General features: G+C 62.9%; 23 protein-coding genes and 1 tRNA gene. 1 reads left to right on the top strand and 23 read right to left on the bottom strand.

The genetic code is table 11. The features are described from left to right. Window positions 1–637 precede the first annotated feature (637 nt). The gene (locus AB0O76_RS04805) at window positions 638–769 is read left to right on the top strand and encodes a hypothetical protein (protein ID WP_365485443.1); all 132 of its coding nucleotides are present in this window, start codon (window positions 638–640) and stop codon (window positions 767–769) included. Between the two features lie 266 nt (window positions 770–1,035). Here the strand turns inward: AB0O76_RS04805 and AB0O76_RS04800 are convergent, their stop codons facing one another. The 23 genes from AB0O76_RS04800 to AB0O76_RS04690 all read right to left on the bottom strand — a co-directional run bounded on the left by AB0O76_RS04800 (window position 1,036) and on the right by AB0O76_RS04690 (window position 20,002). Then, window positions 1,036–1,284: a hypothetical protein gene (locus AB0O76_RS04800; RefSeq protein ID WP_365485441.1), complete on the bottom strand. Its 249-nt coding sequence runs from the start codon at window positions 1,282–1,284 to the stop codon at window positions 1,036–1,038. 42 nt (window positions 1,285–1,326) lie between these two features. Then, a complete protein-coding gene (locus AB0O76_RS04795; RefSeq protein ID WP_365485439.1) occupies window positions 1,327–1,722 on the bottom strand; it encodes a hypothetical protein in 396 nt (131 codons plus the stop codon). A 101-nt stretch (window positions 1,723–1,823) separates the two neighbouring features. Further along, window positions 1,824–2,504 carry a hypothetical protein gene (locus tag AB0O76_RS04790; RefSeq protein ID WP_365485437.1) on the bottom strand — a complete coding sequence of 227 codons (681 nt, stop codon included), beginning with the start codon at window positions 2,502–2,504 and terminating at the stop codon, window positions 1,824–1,826. 104 nt (window positions 2,505–2,608) lie between these two features. Further along, a complete protein-coding gene (locus AB0O76_RS04785; protein ID WP_365485435.1) occupies window positions 2,609–2,821 on the bottom strand; it encodes a hypothetical protein in 213 nt (70 codons plus the stop codon). A 1,362-nt stretch (window positions 2,822–4,183) separates the two neighbouring features. After that, complete coding sequence (locus AB0O76_RS04780) at window positions 4,184–4,474, bottom strand: hypothetical protein (RefSeq protein WP_365485433.1); 291 nt, start codon at window positions 4,472–4,474, stop codon at window positions 4,184–4,186. Window positions 4,475–4,917: 443 nt separating this feature from the next. Next, complete coding sequence (locus AB0O76_RS04775; RefSeq protein ID WP_365485431.1) at window positions 4,918–5,139, bottom strand: hypothetical protein; 222 nt, start codon at window positions 5,137–5,139, stop codon at window positions 4,918–4,920. A gap of 94 nt (window positions 5,140–5,233) precedes the next feature. Beyond that, window positions 5,234–5,632 carry a hypothetical protein gene (locus tag AB0O76_RS04770; RefSeq protein WP_365485429.1) on the bottom strand — a complete coding sequence of 133 codons (399 nt, stop codon included), beginning with the start codon at window positions 5,630–5,632 and terminating at the stop codon, window positions 5,234–5,236. A 41-nt stretch (window positions 5,633–5,673) separates the two neighbouring features. Next, window positions 5,674–5,761 (bottom strand) — tRNA-OTHER (locus AB0O76_RS04765). 24 nt (window positions 5,762–5,785) lie between these two features. Then, the gene (locus AB0O76_RS04760; protein ID WP_365485427.1) at window positions 5,786–5,986 is read right to left on the bottom strand and encodes a hypothetical protein; all 201 of its coding nucleotides are present in this window, start codon (window positions 5,984–5,986) and stop codon (window positions 5,786–5,788) included. 92 nt (window positions 5,987–6,078) lie between these two features. Beyond that, complete coding sequence (locus tag AB0O76_RS04755) at window positions 6,079–7,251, bottom strand: hypothetical protein (RefSeq protein ID WP_365485425.1); 1,173 nt, start codon at window positions 7,249–7,251, stop codon at window positions 6,079–6,081. Between the two features lie 469 nt (window positions 7,252–7,720). Next, window positions 7,721–9,595 carry a DNA polymerase gene (locus tag AB0O76_RS04750; RefSeq protein WP_365485423.1) on the bottom strand — a complete coding sequence of 625 codons (1,875 nt, stop codon included), beginning with the start codon at window positions 9,593–9,595 and terminating at the stop codon, window positions 7,721–7,723. A gap of 50 nt (window positions 9,596–9,645) precedes the next feature. Further along, entirely contained in the window at window positions 9,646–10,194 is a 549-nt protein-coding gene (locus AB0O76_RS04745; protein WP_365485422.1) for a DNA (cytosine-5-)-methyltransferase, read from the bottom strand. Beyond that, window positions 10,187–10,687: a DNA (cytosine-5-)-methyltransferase gene (dcm, locus tag AB0O76_RS04740; RefSeq protein WP_365485420.1), complete on the bottom strand. Its 501-nt coding sequence runs from the start codon at window positions 10,685–10,687 to the stop codon at window positions 10,187–10,189. Before dcm ends, AB0O76_RS04745 begins: the two co-directional genes overlap by 8 nt. Before the next feature lie 97 nt (window positions 10,688–10,784). Then, on the bottom strand, window positions 10,785–13,244 hold the full coding sequence (locus AB0O76_RS04735; RefSeq protein ID WP_365485418.1) for a phage/plasmid primase, P4 family: 2,460 nt from the start codon (window positions 13,242–13,244) through the stop codon (window positions 10,785–10,787). Further along, a complete protein-coding gene (locus AB0O76_RS04730; protein WP_365485577.1) occupies window positions 13,232–13,480 on the bottom strand; it encodes an HNH endonuclease in 249 nt (82 codons plus the stop codon). Before AB0O76_RS04730 ends, AB0O76_RS04735 begins: the two co-directional genes overlap by 13 nt. Before the next feature lie 434 nt (window positions 13,481–13,914). Further along, window positions 13,915–14,193 carry a hypothetical protein gene (locus AB0O76_RS04725; RefSeq protein ID WP_365485416.1) on the bottom strand — a complete coding sequence of 93 codons (279 nt, stop codon included), beginning with the start codon at window positions 14,191–14,193 and terminating at the stop codon, window positions 13,915–13,917. 178 nt (window positions 14,194–14,371) lie between these two features. Further along, entirely contained in the window at window positions 14,372–15,106 is a 735-nt protein-coding gene (locus tag AB0O76_RS04720) for a hypothetical protein (protein WP_365485414.1), read from the bottom strand. Window positions 15,107–15,272: 166 nt separating this feature from the next. Beyond that, window positions 15,273–15,479 carry a hypothetical protein gene (locus AB0O76_RS04715; protein ID WP_365485412.1) on the bottom strand — a complete coding sequence of 69 codons (207 nt, stop codon included), beginning with the start codon at window positions 15,477–15,479 and terminating at the stop codon, window positions 15,273–15,275. A gap of 117 nt (window positions 15,480–15,596) precedes the next feature. Then, complete coding sequence (locus tag AB0O76_RS04710; protein ID WP_365485411.1) at window positions 15,597–15,782, bottom strand: hypothetical protein; 186 nt, start codon at window positions 15,780–15,782, stop codon at window positions 15,597–15,599. Then, window positions 15,782–16,627 (bottom strand): hypothetical protein, encoded by an 846-nt coding sequence (locus AB0O76_RS04705; RefSeq protein WP_365485409.1) that lies wholly within the window; start codon window positions 16,625–16,627, stop codon window positions 15,782–15,784. The genes AB0O76_RS04710 and AB0O76_RS04705 overlap by 1 nt, the downstream gene beginning before the upstream one ends. A gap of 234 nt (window positions 16,628–16,861) precedes the next feature. Next, a complete protein-coding gene (locus AB0O76_RS04700) occupies window positions 16,862–18,253 on the bottom strand; it encodes a hypothetical protein (protein ID WP_365485407.1) in 1,392 nt (463 codons plus the stop codon). 148 nt (window positions 18,254–18,401) lie between these two features. Next, window positions 18,402–18,971, bottom strand: a complete 570-nt coding sequence (locus AB0O76_RS04695) for a hypothetical protein (protein ID WP_365485405.1) — start codon at window positions 18,969–18,971, stop codon at window positions 18,402–18,404. Window positions 18,972–19,216: 245 nt separating this feature from the next. Further along, on the bottom strand, window positions 19,217–20,002 hold the full coding sequence (locus AB0O76_RS04690; protein WP_365485403.1) for a peptidoglycan-binding protein: 786 nt from the start codon (window positions 20,000–20,002) through the stop codon (window positions 19,217–19,219). Window positions 20,003–20,011: the final 9 nt, after the last annotated feature.

The following is a 20,011-nucleotide window of genomic DNA, read 5'->3' as shown; positions in this document are numbered from 1 at the left end:
CTACCCCTGGTGACCCTAGTCGGAACCGACCAACCTATGAGTCAGACAAGGAAGTTCACGACAGAGGGCGGTCTGCGCCGTGGCACTGAACAAGGTCGGAGACGTAGTGAGGGATTGGCGGCGTGACCAAGTGGCTGAAGTGGTTGCGGTCAACGGGGATCGACTCACGTTGGCTCGCCCCTCTGGCATTGAGTGGCCGGCGGACGATCAGCACTGCCGTCCTGCGACCCCGAAGGAAGTCGAGGGTCTCGACTACGCGCGCCGAGCGATTGTTGAGGCCCGTAAGCAAGAGCTGCGGCGAGTTCTGTGACGCGTACGAAGGGCTGGAAGGTCACGAATGACGGGGCGTTCTGGGGCGGCATCCTGACACTCGTCTCCGTGGCCTCACTCGTCCTAGTGATCTACCTGTCTTTGACGAACAGACTCGGCCCCTGAAGCTCCCGCTTCCTTGTCGGTGCCCTGGTTCCGCCCGGCGGGGAAGCGGGTCAAGTTCCACCCCTTTGCCGGTTGCCTGAGTGCCCAGGCTCCCCGTCCGGTGAGGGGGTGGGTTCAACCCCACCCTCGGTCGTCGGCGATCGGGGGTGGGTCGCCCGGAACGAGCAATCACGAGACACGCCCGAGAGAGGGAGAGCACACTATGAGGCTAGAACTAGGGACCTTGTGGAACGGCGGCAACGGCAACGGGGACGATGACGACGACAGCAGCCCCGGAGACGACGGCAACCCCGTACCGAACCCGGATGACGACCCGTCCACGCCCCCCATGTAGCAAAGGAGCGAGCGCGTGAGCCGTCGAGAGAGCGGGATAGACCACGCAACCCTTCGGGCCCTTGAAGAGGCTGATTGGGCCGCTGACAACCCGGACAAGGTTGTTCGGTGCCCCGTTCACCCAGGCGTGTTGATGGTGGAGAGCTACACCAGGCCAGGCACCTATCGGTGTCGTGAGTGTCCGCCTGAGAAGCGCCACGCACGCACCACCAACTGACCCTCACGCGCACGAGAGCCCCCAACGTCGACGTTGGGGGCTCTTTGCCGTTAGCGGTTCACCCAGTTTGGGACGGGTGGGCGGTCCATGACGTCACACACGTAGGTGAGAACGTCACCTAGCGACTCCGCTTCAGCGTGCTTGCCGTCGTCTTCCAACGCGTCCATGCGGAGAGACAGCGCGGTTTGAAGCTCCGCCCCGTCAACGATCTCGCCTGTTTCGAACAGTCGGCTGATTGGTCCGCTGCCCTGGTGCGCGCGGAGCCGTTCCCGAACATCGTGATCACTCAGTTCGCCCATGACATTGAGCGTAGGACTGAACACACTCTGTGCGCACGAGATTTACGAGCAGAATGTGTCCTTGACTGCCTTCACGATCTGGGCGCCCTGCGCGTCGGTGAGCTGTCCCGCGGTTCCGCCGCTGTATCGCGCGTTGGCGTTCTTGGCCATGGTCGCCGCGTCCTTGCCGCCCTTCACGTCCATGCACACGTTCTGTGCCCGGCGGACTGCTCGCTCTTCGTCAGCGGCAAGTTCGGGCTTGATGGCGCTGAGCGCGTCAGTGAGTGCCTTCGTCTGGGCGGCGTTCGGTGACGGCACGGAAGGCGTGTCAGGCGTGGTCTGTGTCGGCGTGGCCTTCGGCTTGGGCTTTGCGGCAGCGTCGGTTTCTCCGTCGTCGCTGCAACCGGCAAGCGCGAGAACGGAAGCGGTCAACAGTGCGGCAATCGTGGTGCGTCGCATGGGCCCCCCATGTGTGCATGTTGTGTGTGGGGCGCGATCGTATCGTGCACATACGACAAAGCCCCCAGTACCGGCCACTTGGCCAATACTGGGGGCTCAGTTCAGACGCTCAGCTCAGCGTCAAGTTGCTTGTACTTCCGGCGCACGGTTGCCGGGTGACGTCCCGCAGCGTCAGCGACTTCGGTCGGGTCGAGTCGGTGACGCCAACCCTTCTCAATGATCTCGTCGGCTTCCTTGTTCGGGATGCGTGCCGCGGGCTCCGACTCCGGAAGCGCGCCCTGTACCGGCTCCGGCGTCTTGAACGTGAGTGGGACCGGCGGAACGTGCATCGGTGCCGCTTCCGGCTCGCTCAGGGCCTCCGCCACCCATTCGGGCAGTGGCGACGGCTCCGGCTCTCTCAGGGCTTCTCGCTCAGCGTCCGCGAGTGCCGCCATGTACACGGGCCCGACTTCAGCGAGCAGCATCACAAGCGCCGGAGCGATCAAGTGCACTGCGACGCCAACCCAGTCGTGCGCGCTGACGCTGAGCCACACGTTCAGGAAGACGGAGCTGAGGCCCGTGACCCAGCGGAAGGCAACCGGCCAACGGCCAAGCTTTCGGATGCCGTACTTCGCGAGGGTGCTTTCGGCGCTCAACGCCATGATGAACGCGGCATCCACGATCAGGCCCAAGACGAACCCCGACCACTTCCACTCGCTGTGCTCCGAGACGAACGGAGTCGTGGTCATGAGGCTGTAGAAGACAAGCCCGCTGATCAGGAACCAGCGGCCACCCGTCAGCACGTAGCGTGTCCGCTTGATCGTGTGTGTGTCCAACTCCCTTACTCCTTCGCTCAGTTAGTGATCATCTGATTGCGAAGGCCAGTAAGGGAGTCGGTGACTCGCCGTTAGAGGACCTGAAGATTTCCTTGGGTGTTGGCAAGCTCCGGCTCGTGAACCTCTCCGGAGTCTGCGCACGGAGACGGGTCTTCATAGCCGGGCAACGCGCCGTCAATCGGCCCAGGGAACGGGATCAACGGGTCAGGTACCTCAGGCAAGTTGGGGGCAATCCACTCGCCCACGTCGTCGAGAAGCTTGCCGTCCTTGTCGCCGTCGCGCATGGGGCCCTTGCTACCCGCCTTCGGCTTCTTTGCGTGCTTCGGCCTCTTCGTCGCCGTCTTGGGCTTCTCTGGGGCGCTGGACGGCTTCGCATGCCGGGGTGCCGCCTGGGTCGCTTCGCGGGTCGCCTGAGCCGGCTGAGGGATGCTGACGACGTTGGGTGCTACGGCCGTAGGCGGCGTGGAGCCGGGGGAAGTCGGGGCCTTCGCAGTAGCAGCGCTGGGGGACGCTGTGGACGCTTGCGCCGGAGTTGGTGTGGTTGCGATGGGTGCGGGTGCTGTCGTGACCTCAGCGGGCTTCCCGTTGTCGCTGAAGGTCAGTGCCCCTACACCCAGCGCGAAGGCCGCGGACGTCGCCATTGACGCCGCGAACGTGATTTTGCGCATGGTTCCCCCACACTTTTGTTTCGAGTTCAATGAGCTACGGCCGTGTGGCCGAATATGCAGGACGTTCGGAATGCAATGTTCCGTAGCAGCTAGGCGACAAGCGCATGGTCTTGCCCATGCACCCACTCGCACGCCGTGAAGATGCCTGCGCCCAGAATGAGTTGGTGCGTTTCGCGCGACCGAACCCACTCGGATCCAGCGACGAGAACCCCTGTGTCTCTCCGGCGCCCGATGATGCGAAATCCGCTGTACAGGTGGCCCGCTGGGGCGCTGAGGATGCGGGCGACCAAACGGCCGTGCGCTCCGATCACAGTTCGGAGTTCGTCACACGACTTGACCAACTCCTCCGTCATGGACGTACCGAGGAGACTGCACGGAAGCCATGCACGCGCAGCGCCGGATGGGACCCAGACGGTCAGTGCAAGTGTGAACGGTACGTCGTGCATGTGCGCCCCCCATGGCGGAATTTGTACTTCCAATGGTGTGGCTTGTGTGGTGAACGTGTATCACCCGTGAGGGGTGATAAACACCCCTCCCCAGGTTGTACAACCATCAAGCGCTCTGAGCAGTCGTGGGAGCAAAGCGCCCACAGAGGCGCCTGGGTCGAACGACTGTACGAAGGACAGTACGCTCCGGATCGGTCATATGCCAGAGAGTAGTGATCGTGATTACGTGAAGCGATCTTCGTAGGAAACGACAGAGGGCTTCCCTTGTGGCAAACATGAAAGCCCCCGACCTACTCGCGTTGAGTAGGTCGGGGGCTTCGTTGGTGCCTTACGCGTGCCGTCTCGCGTGCTTCAGGTCTGCGCCCGCAGGGCAGTTGGGGCAGTCTGCCGTATCGTCGTTCGCCCACTGCTTCGGGGTGACCCGGATGTCGGTGCTGCAACCCCCGCAAGAGACGATCAAGAAGTCTTCCATGGTGTTCCCCTCCGTCGTTGTGCTGACAGGAGAGACTCTAAGGTACTCACGTGAGTACCGTCAATGCGGCCATGTGCGGTAGCAGCCCTGAAGGTCATCGATCAGGCGCTTCAGCGCGTCACGGTCGGCAATGATGATCTCGTTGCCGTAGCTACTGCCGCCCGCAACGTGAGCGCCGTGAACGCGAGTCCGAAGCTCGCCGTCACGCCACTTATCGCGTACAAGCTCAGCGCCCAGAACGTCAACCGGCGAACCGACGCTCTTCGTTGGAATCTCAGGCAGCAAGGACAGCGCCCCTTTCGAGAAGCGCGCGTATCTGTTCGCGGGTTGCTGCGCCCCGATGCTCGGCAAGCACAGCGCCGTACGGGTCGGCATCCGCGTACACGCGCACGGTCGGCACAACCTCAACGGTATCGGCGCGTGAGTCGTACGTCGTCACGTCCACAAACTCGGGCTCAACGTCAGCGGCCCAGCACTCCTCGCGGAACGGAAGCCAAGTCCGCAACCCAACGCCGTGCCCAGGCAGACCACACAGAACGGCATTGATCACTGGTCTTCGTCCTCCCAACAGGTCGTGTGTGTGCGGGGCGAATTGGGCTGAGCGGGCGGAGCCTGGGGCGGCTTCACCTTCGGAGCGCTGGGAACCTTCGGAGCCGGGGGAGCGGGCTTCGGAGCCGGAACGACAATGGCGACTGACGTGAAGGTGGTGCAGTCCGTATCGTCGTCGGAGCCGCAACCGGTCAGTGCGGCGGCAGCGAGCAAGGCGGTAACGGCAAGGGCGGCGGTGGGCTTCTTCACTCTGAGATCTCCTCAACGTTGCCGAACTTGACGCGCGCTCTCCACGCCTCGTTGATCAGCGTGTGCAACTCGCTGAATGCCGCGAGCTTCTTCGGGCCGTAGATCAGTTCTCCGGTCAACTCGCCGTGTCTGTCTTTGTCTGCCCATGCGTCCGCCATGTCGTCGAGCACGTCCACGGCAGCGGGGCTGAGGTTCAGGAAAGGGTTTGCGTCAGACATGACCGTCTCTCCAAACCCACTCACGGTGAGTGGGTTAGCTAGTCGTCGTCGGAGTTGCCGCCGATGTGAGAACCGGCGGCTTCGTGCCGCACACTCACAGGGAGAGCGCCAATTGCTCAGGCTTGAAGCTGTGCCGGCTGACCTGAACGGCTTCGTCAGCGATGAAGACGACTTGCCCGAACTTGCCGACCCGCACGGCCCAATCCGGTACGTCGTACTCCCACACGACAAACGAGCACTCGTTGAGCGTTTCCGTCCAACCGTCGAACCACGTGTTCAGCGCGTCGCGCGAGTCGAACCCGCAGCGCTCATGGGAAGCGATGCTGCGCAACAGCGGGTCGGCCCTGGGGCTTGGGTGGGTGTAGTTGCAGTGGTCGTCCGCCATGCCCCACAACCGGTTAGCTTCGGTCCGGTCCATGCCCTTGCACGTGTACGGGCCGGACGGGAATCCGCAGTCAAGGGCCGATTCGTGGCCAACGCGCCAAACCTTCACGGTCCAGACTCCTCACAGTGAGTAGGTTGGAATTTGGTGCGTGCCCCGAGCCGGATTCGAACCGGCGGCTTCCCGTTTCACCCTTGCGGGCCCTAGGTCCGGGTGCTCTTTCCGCTGAGCTACCGGGGCTTGTGGGACCGAAGCCCCTGAGTGCTAGCGATGAACCCCGCCGTACTGCCGCATGAAGCGGAGCGAGTCAGAGAGCGCGAGGCGCTTGAGGAGTGGCACAGCCTCAGCGTGGGTGCGGTGAACGGTGCTGATCGTTTCGCCGTTCGCGTTCTTCGTCTCGAACTCCACGGCGTTGCCCACGCGGGCAGTGCGGATGCGGAAGCCGTTCTCAAGTCGGTAGACCATTGCGTTCCCCTTGCGTCGTTGCCTTCGTGAGCCAGTAAGGGAGTCGGTTACCTGGGGCGGAACCGGGTAGCTCCGCCCCAGGAAGCAAGGGGCTACTTGCGGCCCTTGTTGGTGAGGTTCGCGGCGGCGGCAGACTCAAGCTCCGCGGCAAGGGCGGCATCCGTGAGGCTCACAGCGGCTACGTAGCGCTTCGCAAAGGTCTTGCGGCCCTTGCCCCGGTGGGCCTTGACGTTGGCGTACGTCATGCCGAGGAACGCGCAGAGTCCGTCCATGTCGCATCCGTCGCCCCAACCGAAGTCCATGACGTCAGCGATGCCGAAGGAGTGCTTGAGGACGTCACGCTGAGCCGGACCCAGCGAGTCAACGCATGCGTTCACAAGCGCGTGCTTCTCGCGGCTGTCAGCCATGCGCTCATCACGGACGTCCCGCAGGTCATCGGAAAGCGCGCCATCCGTGGCAGTGGATACCGCGGAGCGAAGAATGGCCATGGCGTCGAGCACGTAACGGCGCTTCGCCGGATCGCTGGGAACCTTCACGCTGTCCTCAAGCGCCTCAACGTCCGTCAGGGTCGCGATGCCCTGGGTGAGAACCTCAAGCGACTCAGTGAGTGCCGTGCGGGTCTTCTCGTCAGCCGGAACGGGCACGTACCGCTCAAGCACGCTGACGGCTTCAACGACAGCGCCACGGCCCACCTTCGGGCGGATCTCCCCATCCGGCTCTTCGTCGACCACGCGCAGGGTGTCCGCAAGAGACCCGTTCGCGTCGGCGTTGTCCGACCCGGTGACCTTGTCGATAGACACGGCACCCTGCCACGCGAGACGGGCGGCTTCGGCACGCTCAGCGCTCAGGCGCCTGCCCTTCGGAGGAACGGTCTGGGCGAGCTTCGCGGCTTCGCTCACGTCTCCGTCTGCCGCTTCAAGCATGGAAGCGAAGACCTTCACAGCGTCCGGGTCCGCGCCTGCCCCGCCGTTCCGCTCGCTGCGCACAGCGTCCAAGAGGGTGCGTTCAACGGTCGTATAGATGTACCGAAAGAAGGCTTCCGTCGTGGTGTCGGTGAAGCGGGTCAGCGCGTCCCACACGGCTATTCGGCCAACCTGAGCGAACTCTTCGCGGTAGTTGGCGAGTCGGGCGCCACCGTGCGGAGCCATCCGGCGTGCTGCCTTGTCGGCAAGGACGATGATGCGGGATTCGGTTGCCGCAATGACCTCAGCTACGGCGGCAAGGTCGTTGGTCTGAGCTGCGGCAATGGTGTCGAAAGACAGCACTGAGGGACTCCCTAGGTCGGTTCGAATCCGCTGAAGGGAGTCGGTGACCTAGGGCGAAGTGACGGAGTGTCAGCGCCTGTTCACGGCAAGGTTCCGCATGCGTTTTCGGGCATGGCGGGGCGACCAAACGGCCACCGACTCTTGCCGACGGGGGCTGATCACTTCCGGTCCGTCGTGCATGCAGAACATAGCTCGTACCTACTCACGTGAGTATGTACGAGGTCCGATCTTGCGTAGCGGTAGACCCGGCGGGGCGTAGGGGAGTTGCCGTGAATTTGAAGGCGCAACAGGCATCTCAGCCTTCGGGAGTACGGGTTGCGCATATGCCAGAGGCCCCGATACCGAAGATGTATCGGTGCGGGGCCTCTCTCCTACTTCTGACGTACTCTCCGTGAGTACCTTTGATTGTTACCGGCGCGTGATCAATGACCGGGTGTCAGAACTCCGGTCTGTGGCCGTCCGGTTCCGCTTAGAAGTCGGCTCCGTACAGGGAGCCCCACGAACGCCCGCCTAGATCGGCCTTCGCAACGACGGGCACGCCGAAGAGGTCCATGGTCATGCAGCGCTCGAACTCACGGGCAACGTCCTTCGCTTCGGACTCCGGCGCGCTGAACACGATCTCGTCGTGAATGGGAAGCTTCATGTAGTCGAGAAGCCCCGCCTCACGCATGTTGATCATGGCTTGGCCGAGCACGTCACGCGCTGCTGACTGGCACTGGTAGTTGACGACCGCGTACGCGCGATGACGGTCAAGGGGCAATCGCCGGCCAGTGACCGAGACGGTAACCATGCCCGTACCGCGCGCCTCCCGCTGCCACCGCGAAGAGGCCCGCTTGATCTCCGGAAACACGCGGTCGTACTCCGACACGGCACGCGCAATCTCAGGCTCAGTGGCTCCGGTCTGCCGCGCAATCGTCGTGATCCCGCCGCCGTAGACCTTGCCGAACCCGGCGCCCTTGAAAACCTTTCGGTCCCGTTCGGTGGCGTCACGGCCCTTGATGAGGCGCGCCGTGTACATGTGAATGTCGAACCCTTTGGGGTAGATCTCCGGGTCCGGATGCGGGTCACAGAATCCCGCTTTCATGCGCTTGACGTTGGCCAACGCTGCCAAGACGCGCATCTCAATCGCCTGAAAGTCGACCGACCCCATGACGTGATCCGGCTTGTCTCCCACCACAGCGCGACGGATCATCCAGTCAGACGACGGCAGCGTTTGTGCGGCAAGGTCGCCCGTGATGGACATACGCCCCGTGCGCGCGGCAAGGGTCTGCACAGTCGGGTGAATGCGCCCGGACGCGTCTACGTTCGCCGCGAACTTGTCGGCGTACGACGTCATCCACTTACCGGCGCGCTTCGCCCTCAGGACGGCTTCGGCAAGCGGGTTCGGCGTGCGTGCTCCGATGCGCTGCCAGTCACGGTCAAGGTCAGCGAGCGGGAGCAACACGGCTTTGTCGACCTTCAGCGCTCCGCCGTCGGTCAACTCCGTGAGTGTCTCGCCCATGGCCAACAACGCGTCAGCCACCTGAGTGCCGGAGTTGGCCGATTCAACGCCGTAGCGGGCGGCAACGAGATTGTGTGTGGCCTCTTCCTCGCGCAGCATCGTGCGCAGCGTGTCCACGTAGTCGAGATCAAGGACAAGCCCAGCGCGCTGCATGTACGCGCACATGTGTGCTATCTCGTGCTCGTACTGAACCAACGTCGGACGCACGCCCAGGCGCGCATGTTCCGCGTCAAGCTTCGGGTTAAGGCGAGCCGTGTAGATGACGTCAAGCCCCGCGTACAGGTTGTAAACCGGGTGCTGAAGGTCGATCTGTGAGAAGCCCGTTGCCTTCGTGAGCCCCAAACTTCGGAACACTGCGGTCAAGTCGCCCTGCGTGTCCGCTGCCGCCGGGTCCACGAGAAGGGCACTGAGCGGCTTGAGACCCGTTCCAATGCCGCCTTCTTGCGGCTGGCGTGGATCAACGAGCGTGGCCTTGATCTTCGTATCCGTCGTGCGCGGGGCGAGCGACTCAAGCGACGTACCCGCGTGCGCGTCCAACACAAGCCAGTCGAACGGCGCGTTGTGGATCAGGAAGCGCGGGCAGTGCTTGAGCACGTAATCCGCGGCTTCAACGAAGCGGCCACCTCGCTCATAGTGGATGACCCAAGCTTCGTGCTCCGTGCCGAACTGCACCGTGCGGAGCCGGTATCCGGGCCGGAATATATCGAGACCTGTTGTCTCCGTATCGAGCGCAAGCTCAGGCTTGTTTCGCGCCCAGTGCATGAACTCCCGAAGGTCCGCATCCGTCTCCGGAATGCGAATCGTGACGATGTCACCTGCCACGTTGTGGCGCATAGTGCGCATGAACCAAACTCCCTTCCTCACTGAGTGCCAGGAAGGGAGTCGGTGACTAGCTAGCGCGCGTCGAGCGTCGCCTTCAGCTCACGGAACGCGTAGAAGGCTTGGTGCGGCACAACACCGTTGCCGATGCGCTCAATCATCTCTTTGCGCGTGAGCCCCGGAACGCTAGTCACCCAACCCGGTTCAAGGCCCATGAGCCATTCGGCGAATTCCGGCGAAAGCTTCACGCCACCGCGCGGACCACGCACAACCGGAACGGGTGCCGCTGTGCCACGAATGCACTCCCACCGGTACACGGCAGGGGCAAACTCGTTCCACCACTCAGCGGGGGAGTGCGGCCCATCGTCGGGCAACTCGTCGTCAGGCGTGACGTTCAACAGGAAGCACACTTCATCTTCCAACGTCGGGCCGTGTCCGCCTGCCTTGCGCTTGTCCGGATGCTGGGCGCTGCCGTTGTTGGCAAGGTTCGCTGTCGGTGTCTTGAAGAGCGTGTCAGCGCGGTCACGCGGGAAGAGGCGAGCAACCGCCGTAACAAGGTCGTCGCCCCCTGCCCCTTCACGGTCGCGCTTGGCGAAGTCGGGCCCCCGATCTGCGTCAGCCACCGTCGGAGTTGGAAGGAGTCGCAACGCAGAACCATCGTTCGCGCATGTGCGGAGCTCCAATGTCGGAAGCTCGTATAGCTGTCCACGCAGCGTCATACCCGACTTCGTGAAGCGATGTGAGCACTGCCGCTTGTCCCCGATTTCGGAGTGCTCCGACGTTCTCCAAGAAGACGTATCGGGGTCGAATGACCCGTATGGCGTCTGCAATGTTGAACCAGATTCCGGAGCGCTCACCCTTGATCCCTTCACGCTTTCCTGCGTTCGAAATGTCTTGGCACGGGAACCCCGCTGTGATCGTGTCGACTTCGCCAACTAGTGGCGTCCACGTCTGAGTTCGGACGTCTCCGATGTTGGGTGCGTCCGGGAACCGGTACGCCATGACTTCGCACGCTGCCTTGTGAACCTCAGCAACGACGGTGACTCTGTCGCCTGTCAGGTTCTCTACGGCGATACCAAGACCGCCGTATCCTGCGCATAGTTCGAGTATCGGCACTGCGTCACTCCCTTCGTTGTGGGCCTAGAAGGGAGTCGGTGACCTGGGTACACGAAAAGCCCCAACCCACTCGCTGTGAGGGGGTTGGGGCTCCGTGTCAGTCCTGCGAGAAAATGCCCGGACCCGTGGCAGCGTCCAACGAATCGAGCGTCACACCAACAAGCGCAATGCCCTTGTTGGTCTTCTTCTTGCCGATGCCCCGCTCTTCCATGGCGCCGTAGAAAGCCTTGCGGGACCAAACCTCTGTGCTCTTCAGCCCTTCGGCCTCACACCAATCGCGGTATGCGTTGTACGCGTCAGCGCCCGGAAGCATGACGTCATCACTGGCCGTGGCCACGATTCCGGGGAAGAAGCCGGCGAGCGCGTCGGACGTCGCCCGGTACTCCCGCGTTGCCGTCGTGATGCTGTCCGGGTCCTTCAGCCCGTTCGCGTACCACTCCACGGCGCCACGCACAGCCCAGGCCACAATGCCCGCGCGCTCAGCGAGAAGCTTGCGGTCAAGGTTGTAATCCCGCTCTTCCGGCGCGAAGTATCGGACGAAGGGAATGAGCTTGACCCTGCGCCACAATCCCTCATCTTGCCCGCGAAACTTGGGCTTGTGGTTGGTCGCCAGCATGATCAGGAAGGTAGGCGCGAAGGTGAAGAATTCCTGACGCAAGAAGCGCGCCGTGACTTTATCCTTGCCCGTGATGCGCTTCAGGACGGCTTCAGACATGGGCTTACCCGACTCGCCCTCAGAAGCCATGACGAGACGTGAACCCCTCAACGCGGCAATGTCGTTAGGAATGCCCCCGCCGTTGCCCTTGTCCTCAAAGGTTGCGAACGGAGTTGTCTTCGTGATGCCGCCGAAGACCTCAGTAAGCGTGTCCGTGAACACCGACTTGCCGTTCGCGCCCTTCCCCCAGAACACAGCGAAGCACTGCTCAGACGTGCTGCCCGTGATCCCGTAGCCAACGAGCCGCTGAAGGTACGTCACTAGGTCCGGAGCGCTGGGGAAGATCTCAGACATGAACTGTTCCCAGCGCGGAGCTGGGGCGTGCGCGTCGAACTCAAGCGGCAGAGTGACCGTGAGCATGTCGCGCTTGTCGTGTGCCCGAAGCTGCCCCGTGCGAAGGTCGACCACGCCATTACGGAAGCTCAACAGGTGGGGCTTCGCGTCGAACTCTTCGGCTTCCACATGGACGCTGGGCACGGAACGAAGCTCCGTCATCAGGGCATCAATGCGCGAAGTCATGGTGAACCCGCGCGCTTCAGGCAGGCATCCGGCGAGCACCAGGGCAGCACCCATGGCGTGGATCTCCTGACGCACGCGAGTCGCACTCTTGACCCACGTCGAGCCGTCCCACACGAAGTAGCCCAGGCCTGACGCGTACTTGATCCGCCCGTCAGTCCACGCAACAAGCGCGTGCGCGTTCATCGCGTCCGACTCGCCGTAGGTGGTGACAAGTTCGCCCAGGATGCGCGCGGCTTCGCTGCCCTGATCACTCGAAATCTGCACAGCGCCCGTACGGTGCGCAACCTCCGCACGTCGGTGTTCCTTCTCCGCGGTGGCACGATCCTTCACGGGACGCGCCGACTTCACAGCGGCATGAAGGTGCGCGGGAAACGTGTCACGATCGCGTGAACGCCAATCCGTCAGGTCGTCCCCGTCGTGCGGAATGTCGAGCGTGTGAACATCGATCCCGTGAGCGGCAAGCCCCTCAGACAGCCGGAGTGTGAACCCGTTCCCTGCCGTGTCGTTGTCTCCGGCCACGATGACTTGCGAGCCCTTCAGCCCAGCGGCCAACTCGGCAACAAGCTCCGGATTGTTGACCAGAGAAGCCCCGCGCACGGCTACAGCGTCATACCCCACGGACACGGCTGTAAGTGCGTCGCCCGGACCCTCAGTGATCAGGATTACGCCGTACCCGGCGTCACTCCGGAAAACTCCATACGGAGCCCAGCGCTGACCGTTCGGGTTACTCAGGCTCAGCCACCGCCCAGGGCACTTGCCGCTCAGGTCCCGACCCTGAAGCCCGCGCACGACTCCGTCAAAGCCCACAAGCGGAACGGTGAGGCGCGGGAAGCGGCGGAAGGAGGGGGAGCGGTACGGGAAGGATTCCGAGATCCGACCGTCAGTCTCTGGACCCGCGTCCACCCCGATACCCAGGCCCGCGGCTGTCTCGCCGTCCACGCCGAAACGCGCGCTCAGGTAATCGCGGGCAACCTGAGCAGTCGGGTACTCGTCCCGGTAGGACCCAATGAGCGCTGACGTCTCGTCCACGTACATGCGGAGTCGGGTCACCGGAGCCCCGCTCACAAGCTGCGGCTTCTCCTTAGCTACGGTCGCACCCTCACCCGATGCGTTGAACAGATCCGCCCAACGGAGTCCCGCAGCGTTCACGACGTGGCCCGTGTCGCATCCGGCACGGCAAGTCAGCCGTACTTTCAGGTCGTCACCACGCCAGATACGCAATGAGGGTCGGGAGTCGGGGTGAGACGGACACAGGGCGAGATATCCGCCGTCCGGCTCTTCGCTGACGTCCTTGAATCGGTCCAGCAAGCTCACGAAGTCCACGGAAGCGCCTTTCTAGTTGCCTTCGTGGGCCTAGAAGGGGGTCGGTGACTTGTTCGCCGGCTGAAGGTCTCCGCCCATTCGGCAAGCGTCTTCGCGCCCTTAGACAAGTTGCAGTCAGCGCACGCGGGCAGCATGTTGGAAGCCTTGTCGGCCCCGCCCTTGCTCAGGGGGTGCACGTGGTCAAGGTGAGTGGCCTTCGCGTCGCAGTAGGCGCAGCGGTAGCCCCAACGGCGCATGATCTCCGTGCGGCTGTACGCCTCATGTTCAACGCCGTACGCCTTCGCACGCTTCTTGTGCGTCAGTTCGTGGCGCTTGTCCGGGGGAAGCTTGGAGTAGTAGCGCTTGATGTGCGCCTTCCGCCGCTTGTCCCGGCACGCCTTGCATGGGCACTTGGGTTCATGACGCAAGACGCACCCACCGAACGTCAGCGCCCCGCTGAATCGCGGAGCCGATAGCGTCGGCGTACCGTCCGCCGTCCGGACGCTGAGCCCAACCCTTGCGCAGAAAGATGGTGTCTCCGTAGCCCAGGGCGCGCACGTCCCCCAGGGCCGGAACAATGTCAGGGCCTATCAGAATTGCCGCCATAACCTACTCACCGTGAGTGCCTTAAACGCGACAAACCCCGGCGCGAAGCTCAGTGCTCCGTCCGGGGCTTGTCGTCAGTTGGTGGTTAGTTCGTCACGCTCGACCGCAACAGGCGTACGTGTTCGGTGCTGACCCATTCCTTGCGCAGCGTCTTCCGCTCGCCCAGGCCATAGCCGGAATCGACGCCCGTAGGCTGAACCTTCAGGAAGGCAATCGCCTTGCCGTACGCGTTCCGTATCTCAATGTCGAGAATGATTGCGTCCGTCGCACGCGCACGATTCCCGCAGCGCGTTGCGTAGTTGATGAGGTCACCCTTGTACAGGGCTTCGCCTGCGTAGTCGGTGACCGTTCCTCGCTTGCCCACTAGTGGTACTCCGGGTCAAAGTCGTCTGCTGTCGGCACACCGAACCGGACACGCCGCTCATGAAGGACTGCGGTAGCGGCTTCCGGCGGGAACTCCCACAGTGGAGCCTTCACCGTTTCGTCTGCCGCTCCGCGAAGCGCGCGCGCCCAGTTGTACGGCTCCGACGCGTCAAGCTTCTTCACTCGGCAGCGTCCGCAATCGCGTCGTTGTACGCCTTGACGATCTTGATTACGGGCTTCGTGTAGCTCACGAGCTTGTTGCGCATCGGCCCCTTCTTGGGCGTGTACTCCACGTACTCAAGTACGAGATGCGCAAGCGCGGGGGCGCCGGAAAGACGGTCCTGAGCGTCGAGCGCTTCGTGAAGCACCTTCGCGAGCGTCCACGAACCCGTCTGAAACTTGAAGAGGCCAAGCTCAGGGTCATCAGCGAGACGGAACGTCACCGTGATGGACGGGTTCGGGCCCTGGTAGTCCTTCGCTGCCTGCTTCCGCTCATCAAACAGCGTCGGGCAACCGCACTCCTGCCCCGCCTTCTCTTCGGGGCTCACGAACTCGTACCCGTCGCAGTGGTGGATGAGCTTGCCGTTGACCCACTGCTTCATGTCGGAGTGGATGCCGTCATGCTCGATGATGACGGGCACCTTCGCCGCATCGGTGAAGACGTCGATGAAGTTCTCCGAAGGAGACTCCTCGTTCTCTGCGGGAGTGCCGCCGAAGAGCTGGGCAACAGCGTCCGCAACGGTCTTCTCACCCGTGCTGAAACGCCACTCCGAAAGCGCGACGGGCTTCGGCTTCCGACCCGTCTCGTCCATGTAGCCGGAGTGCAGCCGGCCAACGGTGTCGTCAGAGAAGCTCTGACGTTCCTTCGGCTTGTTCTCCGGGTCCTTCGCCCACAGGTTGACGTTCTGTGCCATAGGTGGGTTGCTCCCTTGGTAGGTGGACGGGAAGGCGCGAACACTTCCCGTCCAGCCGCTTTGCTCTGTCTCTCTTGGTGAAGGGAGTCGGTGACCTACCGCGGAACGCACGAAAGCCCCCCAACGCCCGTGAAGGCGCTGAGGGGCTACGTGTGGGGGAGTGGCGCTAGTCGCGCGTGGCAGGGGAGACAACGAGTGCGAGCAGCACCACCAGGCCCACGCCGAACATGGCGTCAACGAAGCCCAGCGTAGGAATCGCGGCGTTGTGCCCGTGCCACATGCCCACAAGGATCATGACCAGGAACGCGGACGCGAACAGACCCAGGATGGCGAGCACGAACGCGACTCCGGCGACCTTCAGAAAGTCCTTCAAGGGTGTCTCTCCTTCATCTGCGGGCTTGTGCTGGCCCTGAAGGGAGTCGGTTACCTGCCGCAGTTCGGGCAGAGCCCAGACCGCTGGGGGTTGCACAAACAGTTGGGGCCCGTCACGTCACCACTCCTGTTCGTCGGCCTTGTCGGCAAGGCGAATGAGCTTGAGCCCCAGAAGACGCGCCTCATCCGGCGACAGTCCAGCGGCCAAGGGTCGGGTCACGTCGCAATACACGGGGTCCATGTGCAGCGTCACTGTGCCGCCATGCGTGTACGCGTCCTTGATGGTGCCCGTGGTGCTCGCCACTAACGCGCCCTCCGCTGCGTACCGGTCTGAAGCTTGCCGCCCACCTTCTTCGCAATGGGCTTCCCGATCACCTTCCGAGAAAGGTCACGGTCCCAATCGAACGTGCCGCGGAGCCGCAGGAACTCAGCGAACACGGCAGCGTCGGTGACGACGGGCTTGAACGCCCAGGTCTCATCCGTGATGTGGAGCACTGCCGCGCCGTCGAACTCCGGCATGGGCTCGCGGTTGCCGTCCGGATCAATGATGAAGTCGGCGTTCATGTAGGCGCTCATCTGAAGCGCCACATCCGGGTACGTGCTCTTGCTGGTCTTCCAGTCGCCCATGATCAGATGCTTCTCGCCGGAACGGTCCGGGGTCGGATCTCCGTTCTCGTCGAGCCATACGTACATGACGACGTCGAACGATCCGGCGTACCCGTACGTGTCCGACCATGCGACGTCCTCAGCGCGAACGAGCTGGGGGTTCACGGCAGCCATGAACTCACGGAAGTGAGCAACGTACGGTTCGAGATCCGCCCGTACCCGCCCCACGTGCTCACCGCGGATAAGGCGCTCGAACAGGTCGTGTGCCTCGCTGCCGATGTCAGCGCGAACCTTCGTGTACCGGCGCGCGGCACCCTTCAGGTAGTCGACGGCTCCGACCTTGTCCCGCTGAGCCATTTCCGCGATGAAGTCGAGCGAGTCAACCGCAAGCTCAGCGGTCATCTTCGCTTGCCACGGGGCGAGAAAGTTTTGCTTCGGCAGCATGCCGATAACCGACGTCACGCCGGGATGGACGATCTCGCGGTCTTCCGGATGGACATAGAACCGGCTACCGCCACGGTAGATAGTGCGTACCTTCGGCAAGGTCGCTCCCTTCGTTGGTCTCTCTCGACTTGAAGGGAGTCGGTGACCAGTGACGGAGGGACGCAGTGCCGTCAGATCCGGATTGCTCTTAGAGAAGTCTTAGGTGAATCTTGATTTGAAGTCACAGCGTCACTTCATCACTAAGCCCAGGTCAAAGCCTTGCGCTGTGGTCTTGGACGTGACGAAGCCCCGCCGGCCTTCGTGACCGACGGGGCTCCGGGTACTACGCGTGGGTTACTCGCTGTCGTCTGACGGCACGAGCTTGCTCAGGTCGAGATCGAATTCTTCGGCCAAGGCCCGGATCTTCTTGTACATCTGCGTCTTGACCTTGCGCTTCTCTGCACCCTTCAGCGTCTTCGCGCGCTTGCCTGCCGTCTCAAGCGACTTCCACGCGTGCTTGAGCGCGTCTTCGGTCTTCTCCGCGTCGGTCTTCTCGTGCGTCTCGCCCAGGCGCTCAAGCATGTCTTCCGGAAGCGTCGCCTTCAGTTCGTCGATTGCGGCTTGCTTCGTCTCAACCGTCTCGGTGTCGTTCTCGTCCTGCGCTGCCTCAAGCTCCTTCGTGATCTTCAGGATCTTGTCGACTCGGCGAGTAAGCCGCTGGTGCTCTGTGCGCCCCCGAACCGGAAGCTCAATGCCATGCTCGGCGTACAGATCACGAATCGCCTGTTCGGGGCTCAGGTCTTCGTCCGCCTCGCAAGCGTCCACGGCAGCGGGGTAGAGCTCACGCAACAGCTCCATGTCTTCGGCACTCTCGCGCCGGTAACCGCGGAGCCACTCAACAAGAACGTCACTCGCCTTGTTGTTCGTCGCCTTGATCAGGGAGGCGTGGGAGGCAAGACGGTCTTCGTCGTCTTCAGCGATCTCGTTGAGGACGTCGTTGTACACCTTGCTCGCAGAGTTTCGGGTGACCTTCAAGCGCCAAACAAGATCCGGCAGACCGGTTTCCGGGTCGATAACATGCTGCCGAATTGTCAGGAGTACGTTCGCGACCTGTTCCCCAGCGGACGTGAGCTGAAGCCCCGCGTCAACACCCTTGCGCATTTCCTTGACGCCATGGGCGATCAGGGGCGGAAGACCTTCCCACTCCATCGGGTCATCCGAAAGCGCAATACTCGTTGCCGCTCGGAGATCCGCCTTCGCGGCTGTGACAGCTTCGACAGCATCGCGCACCGCCTTACGCAGGGCAGTGCGCTTATGAGTAGGGAGCTTGAGAATCTTCGCCTCAGCGTCGAACTTCAGCCCCGCGGCTTTGCTCTCCGCGTCGTCATCCGCCACCTTGATTGCCTTGATCTGATCAACAAGCGCATGAACGTCACTCGTAACGGCGTCCACATCGACGGTCGGCTTTGCGGTCGCCTTCTTCGCGGCAGGCTTCTTCGCGGGAGACTTGCTCTTCGGGGGCATGGTGTCCTTCGCCTTCGTGGTGGGGCTCTCAGCGGAAGTGTTGAGGGAGTGAGCGACCTTCATGCATCGGGTGCACGAGACATAAGGGGAGTGGGCAAGCCTCACGGTGATGAGCGGCTTCTTGCAAAGAGTCGCAGTGTCGCTGTCCTGCGCTGCGTGCACGACCGAGCCCTTACCTAGGTAGAAGGTGCGGTACCCCTTGGGTGCACTTACAGCGCTCATTTTCCCGCCCCTTCGATACCGTCGTTCTTGCGCTGCCGACCCTAGCGGAGTGATCTTGCCGTGTCCAACCTACTCACAGTGAGTAGGTGAGCCCGGAAACACAAAGAGCCCCACCCAAGCCCGTGAAGGCTCAGGTGGGGCAAGTTCGTCAGCCGCGCAGAAGCAAGCTGTCAACGATGGAACTCAGATCCGCCGTCGTTCCCGTGTTCGCGACAGTCAGGTCAGCGCGGTACCGATCCAACTCCGTCTCACTGTCATGCCTGGCAGCGGCACCAGTCAGGCCACCCGTCGGGCGCGTGACCCTGATGAGCTTGAAGCCCTTCGCGCGAAGGTAGTTCGCCTCATTGATGTATCGGACGTCAGTGACGACCATGGGCAGGTTCAGGCTCCGCACGGCATCCATGGCAGGTGTTGCCGCCCGAATCCAGAAATCGGGGTCGGTCTTGCGGATCGTCTGCCCGTACTGCTGAAGCATCCGGCGCACTTCCGGGTACGTCGCCTTCGCCCACTCCCAACCGCCCAGACGCACCACTTCGGTAAGCCGGACCGGTTCCCCCACTGCGAACCCCACAACCGGATTCACGTCCAGCGCTGCGGCCTTCAAGCGGTCGGCGAAAGCGATTCGCTGGTAGGCGTACCTCTGGCCCATGAACCCGGCCATGGTGTCTTTGCCCACCTGAGCGCGACCGATCAGACCAACGTGACGGTAGTAAGCCACTTCCGTACTCCCCTCCTGGGTTGCTTTCGCTTGCCAGGAAGGGAGTCGGTGACCTACACGCCGAGCACGCCGTGAACGATCGCTAGGACCGTGGCGCCTGGGAAGTCAGGCTTGATGGCAGTCACGACACCCACCACGCCAACGACGACGGACGTAACCACCTTCGGGTGAGCCTTCGCCCACTCCAGTAGTGCGCGGAGTCTGCCCCCGCTGTCCGGCTTGCTGTGATCACCCATTGCGCCCCCTTAGACCTTCGGAACCTTCAGCGCGTCCCATGTGGACTTGCCCGGCCAACCGTCAGCGTCCGTGCCCGTGAATCCGCGCTTCTTCTGCCACTTCGCGTACGAAGCCTTGTCAGCGTCCGACCACTGGGCGCCCGGACCTTCCTTGTACGCGGAGCAACCGACAGCAACGAGACGCTTGCCCATGGCCGTGACGATCGCGCTCTTCGGCTCGCCCTTGAAGAACGTGGCTCCGGGGAACGGCTCATACTTCGCGGCGGGCTTGGCCGGAGCCTTCACGCTGCCCGACGACTTGCCACCCCAGCGAGGGTCAGCGGACACAAGGCCGGCGAACGCGGGAACGCCGTACCCGTACGTGTAGGCATCGCGCCGTGCACGCTTCTTCAGGTAGACGCCATCACCCTCAGCGCTGCCCCCGTCGTTCGTGTTGCCCTCAACGGTGTAGATGTAGTCAGCGTCAAAGGCGTACACGAGTCCCGTGTGCGCCCCTCCGCCGTTGCCGAAGAACACCTGAGCGCCCACCGCCGGGTACGCGCTGAAGCGCCCCTTGTTGCGGAACCACGAAACGCCAACGGCGCAAGACGCGGTACGCGGGTACAGGTCAGCGGCACCCGCCTTCATGGCGACCCAGGCCACGAACGTTGCGCACCACGCCTGATAGTCGGACCACTCAAGCCCAGGAACGGCGGGACTGTACTTTTGCTTGTTGTTCCAATGTCCGCCGGACCGTCCTTCGTGGAACCCGACTTCGGCCTTACCTATGGACACGACCTTTTCGAAAACACTCATGCGTGCTTC

The organism is Streptomyces sp. NPDC086554 (assembly GCF_040686095.1).
Lineage (GTDB): Bacteria > Actinomycetota > Actinomycetes > Streptomycetales > Streptomycetaceae > Streptomyces.
Note: the sequence above shows the minus strand (reverse complement) of the source record. Positions and strands in the feature narration are given on the sequence as shown.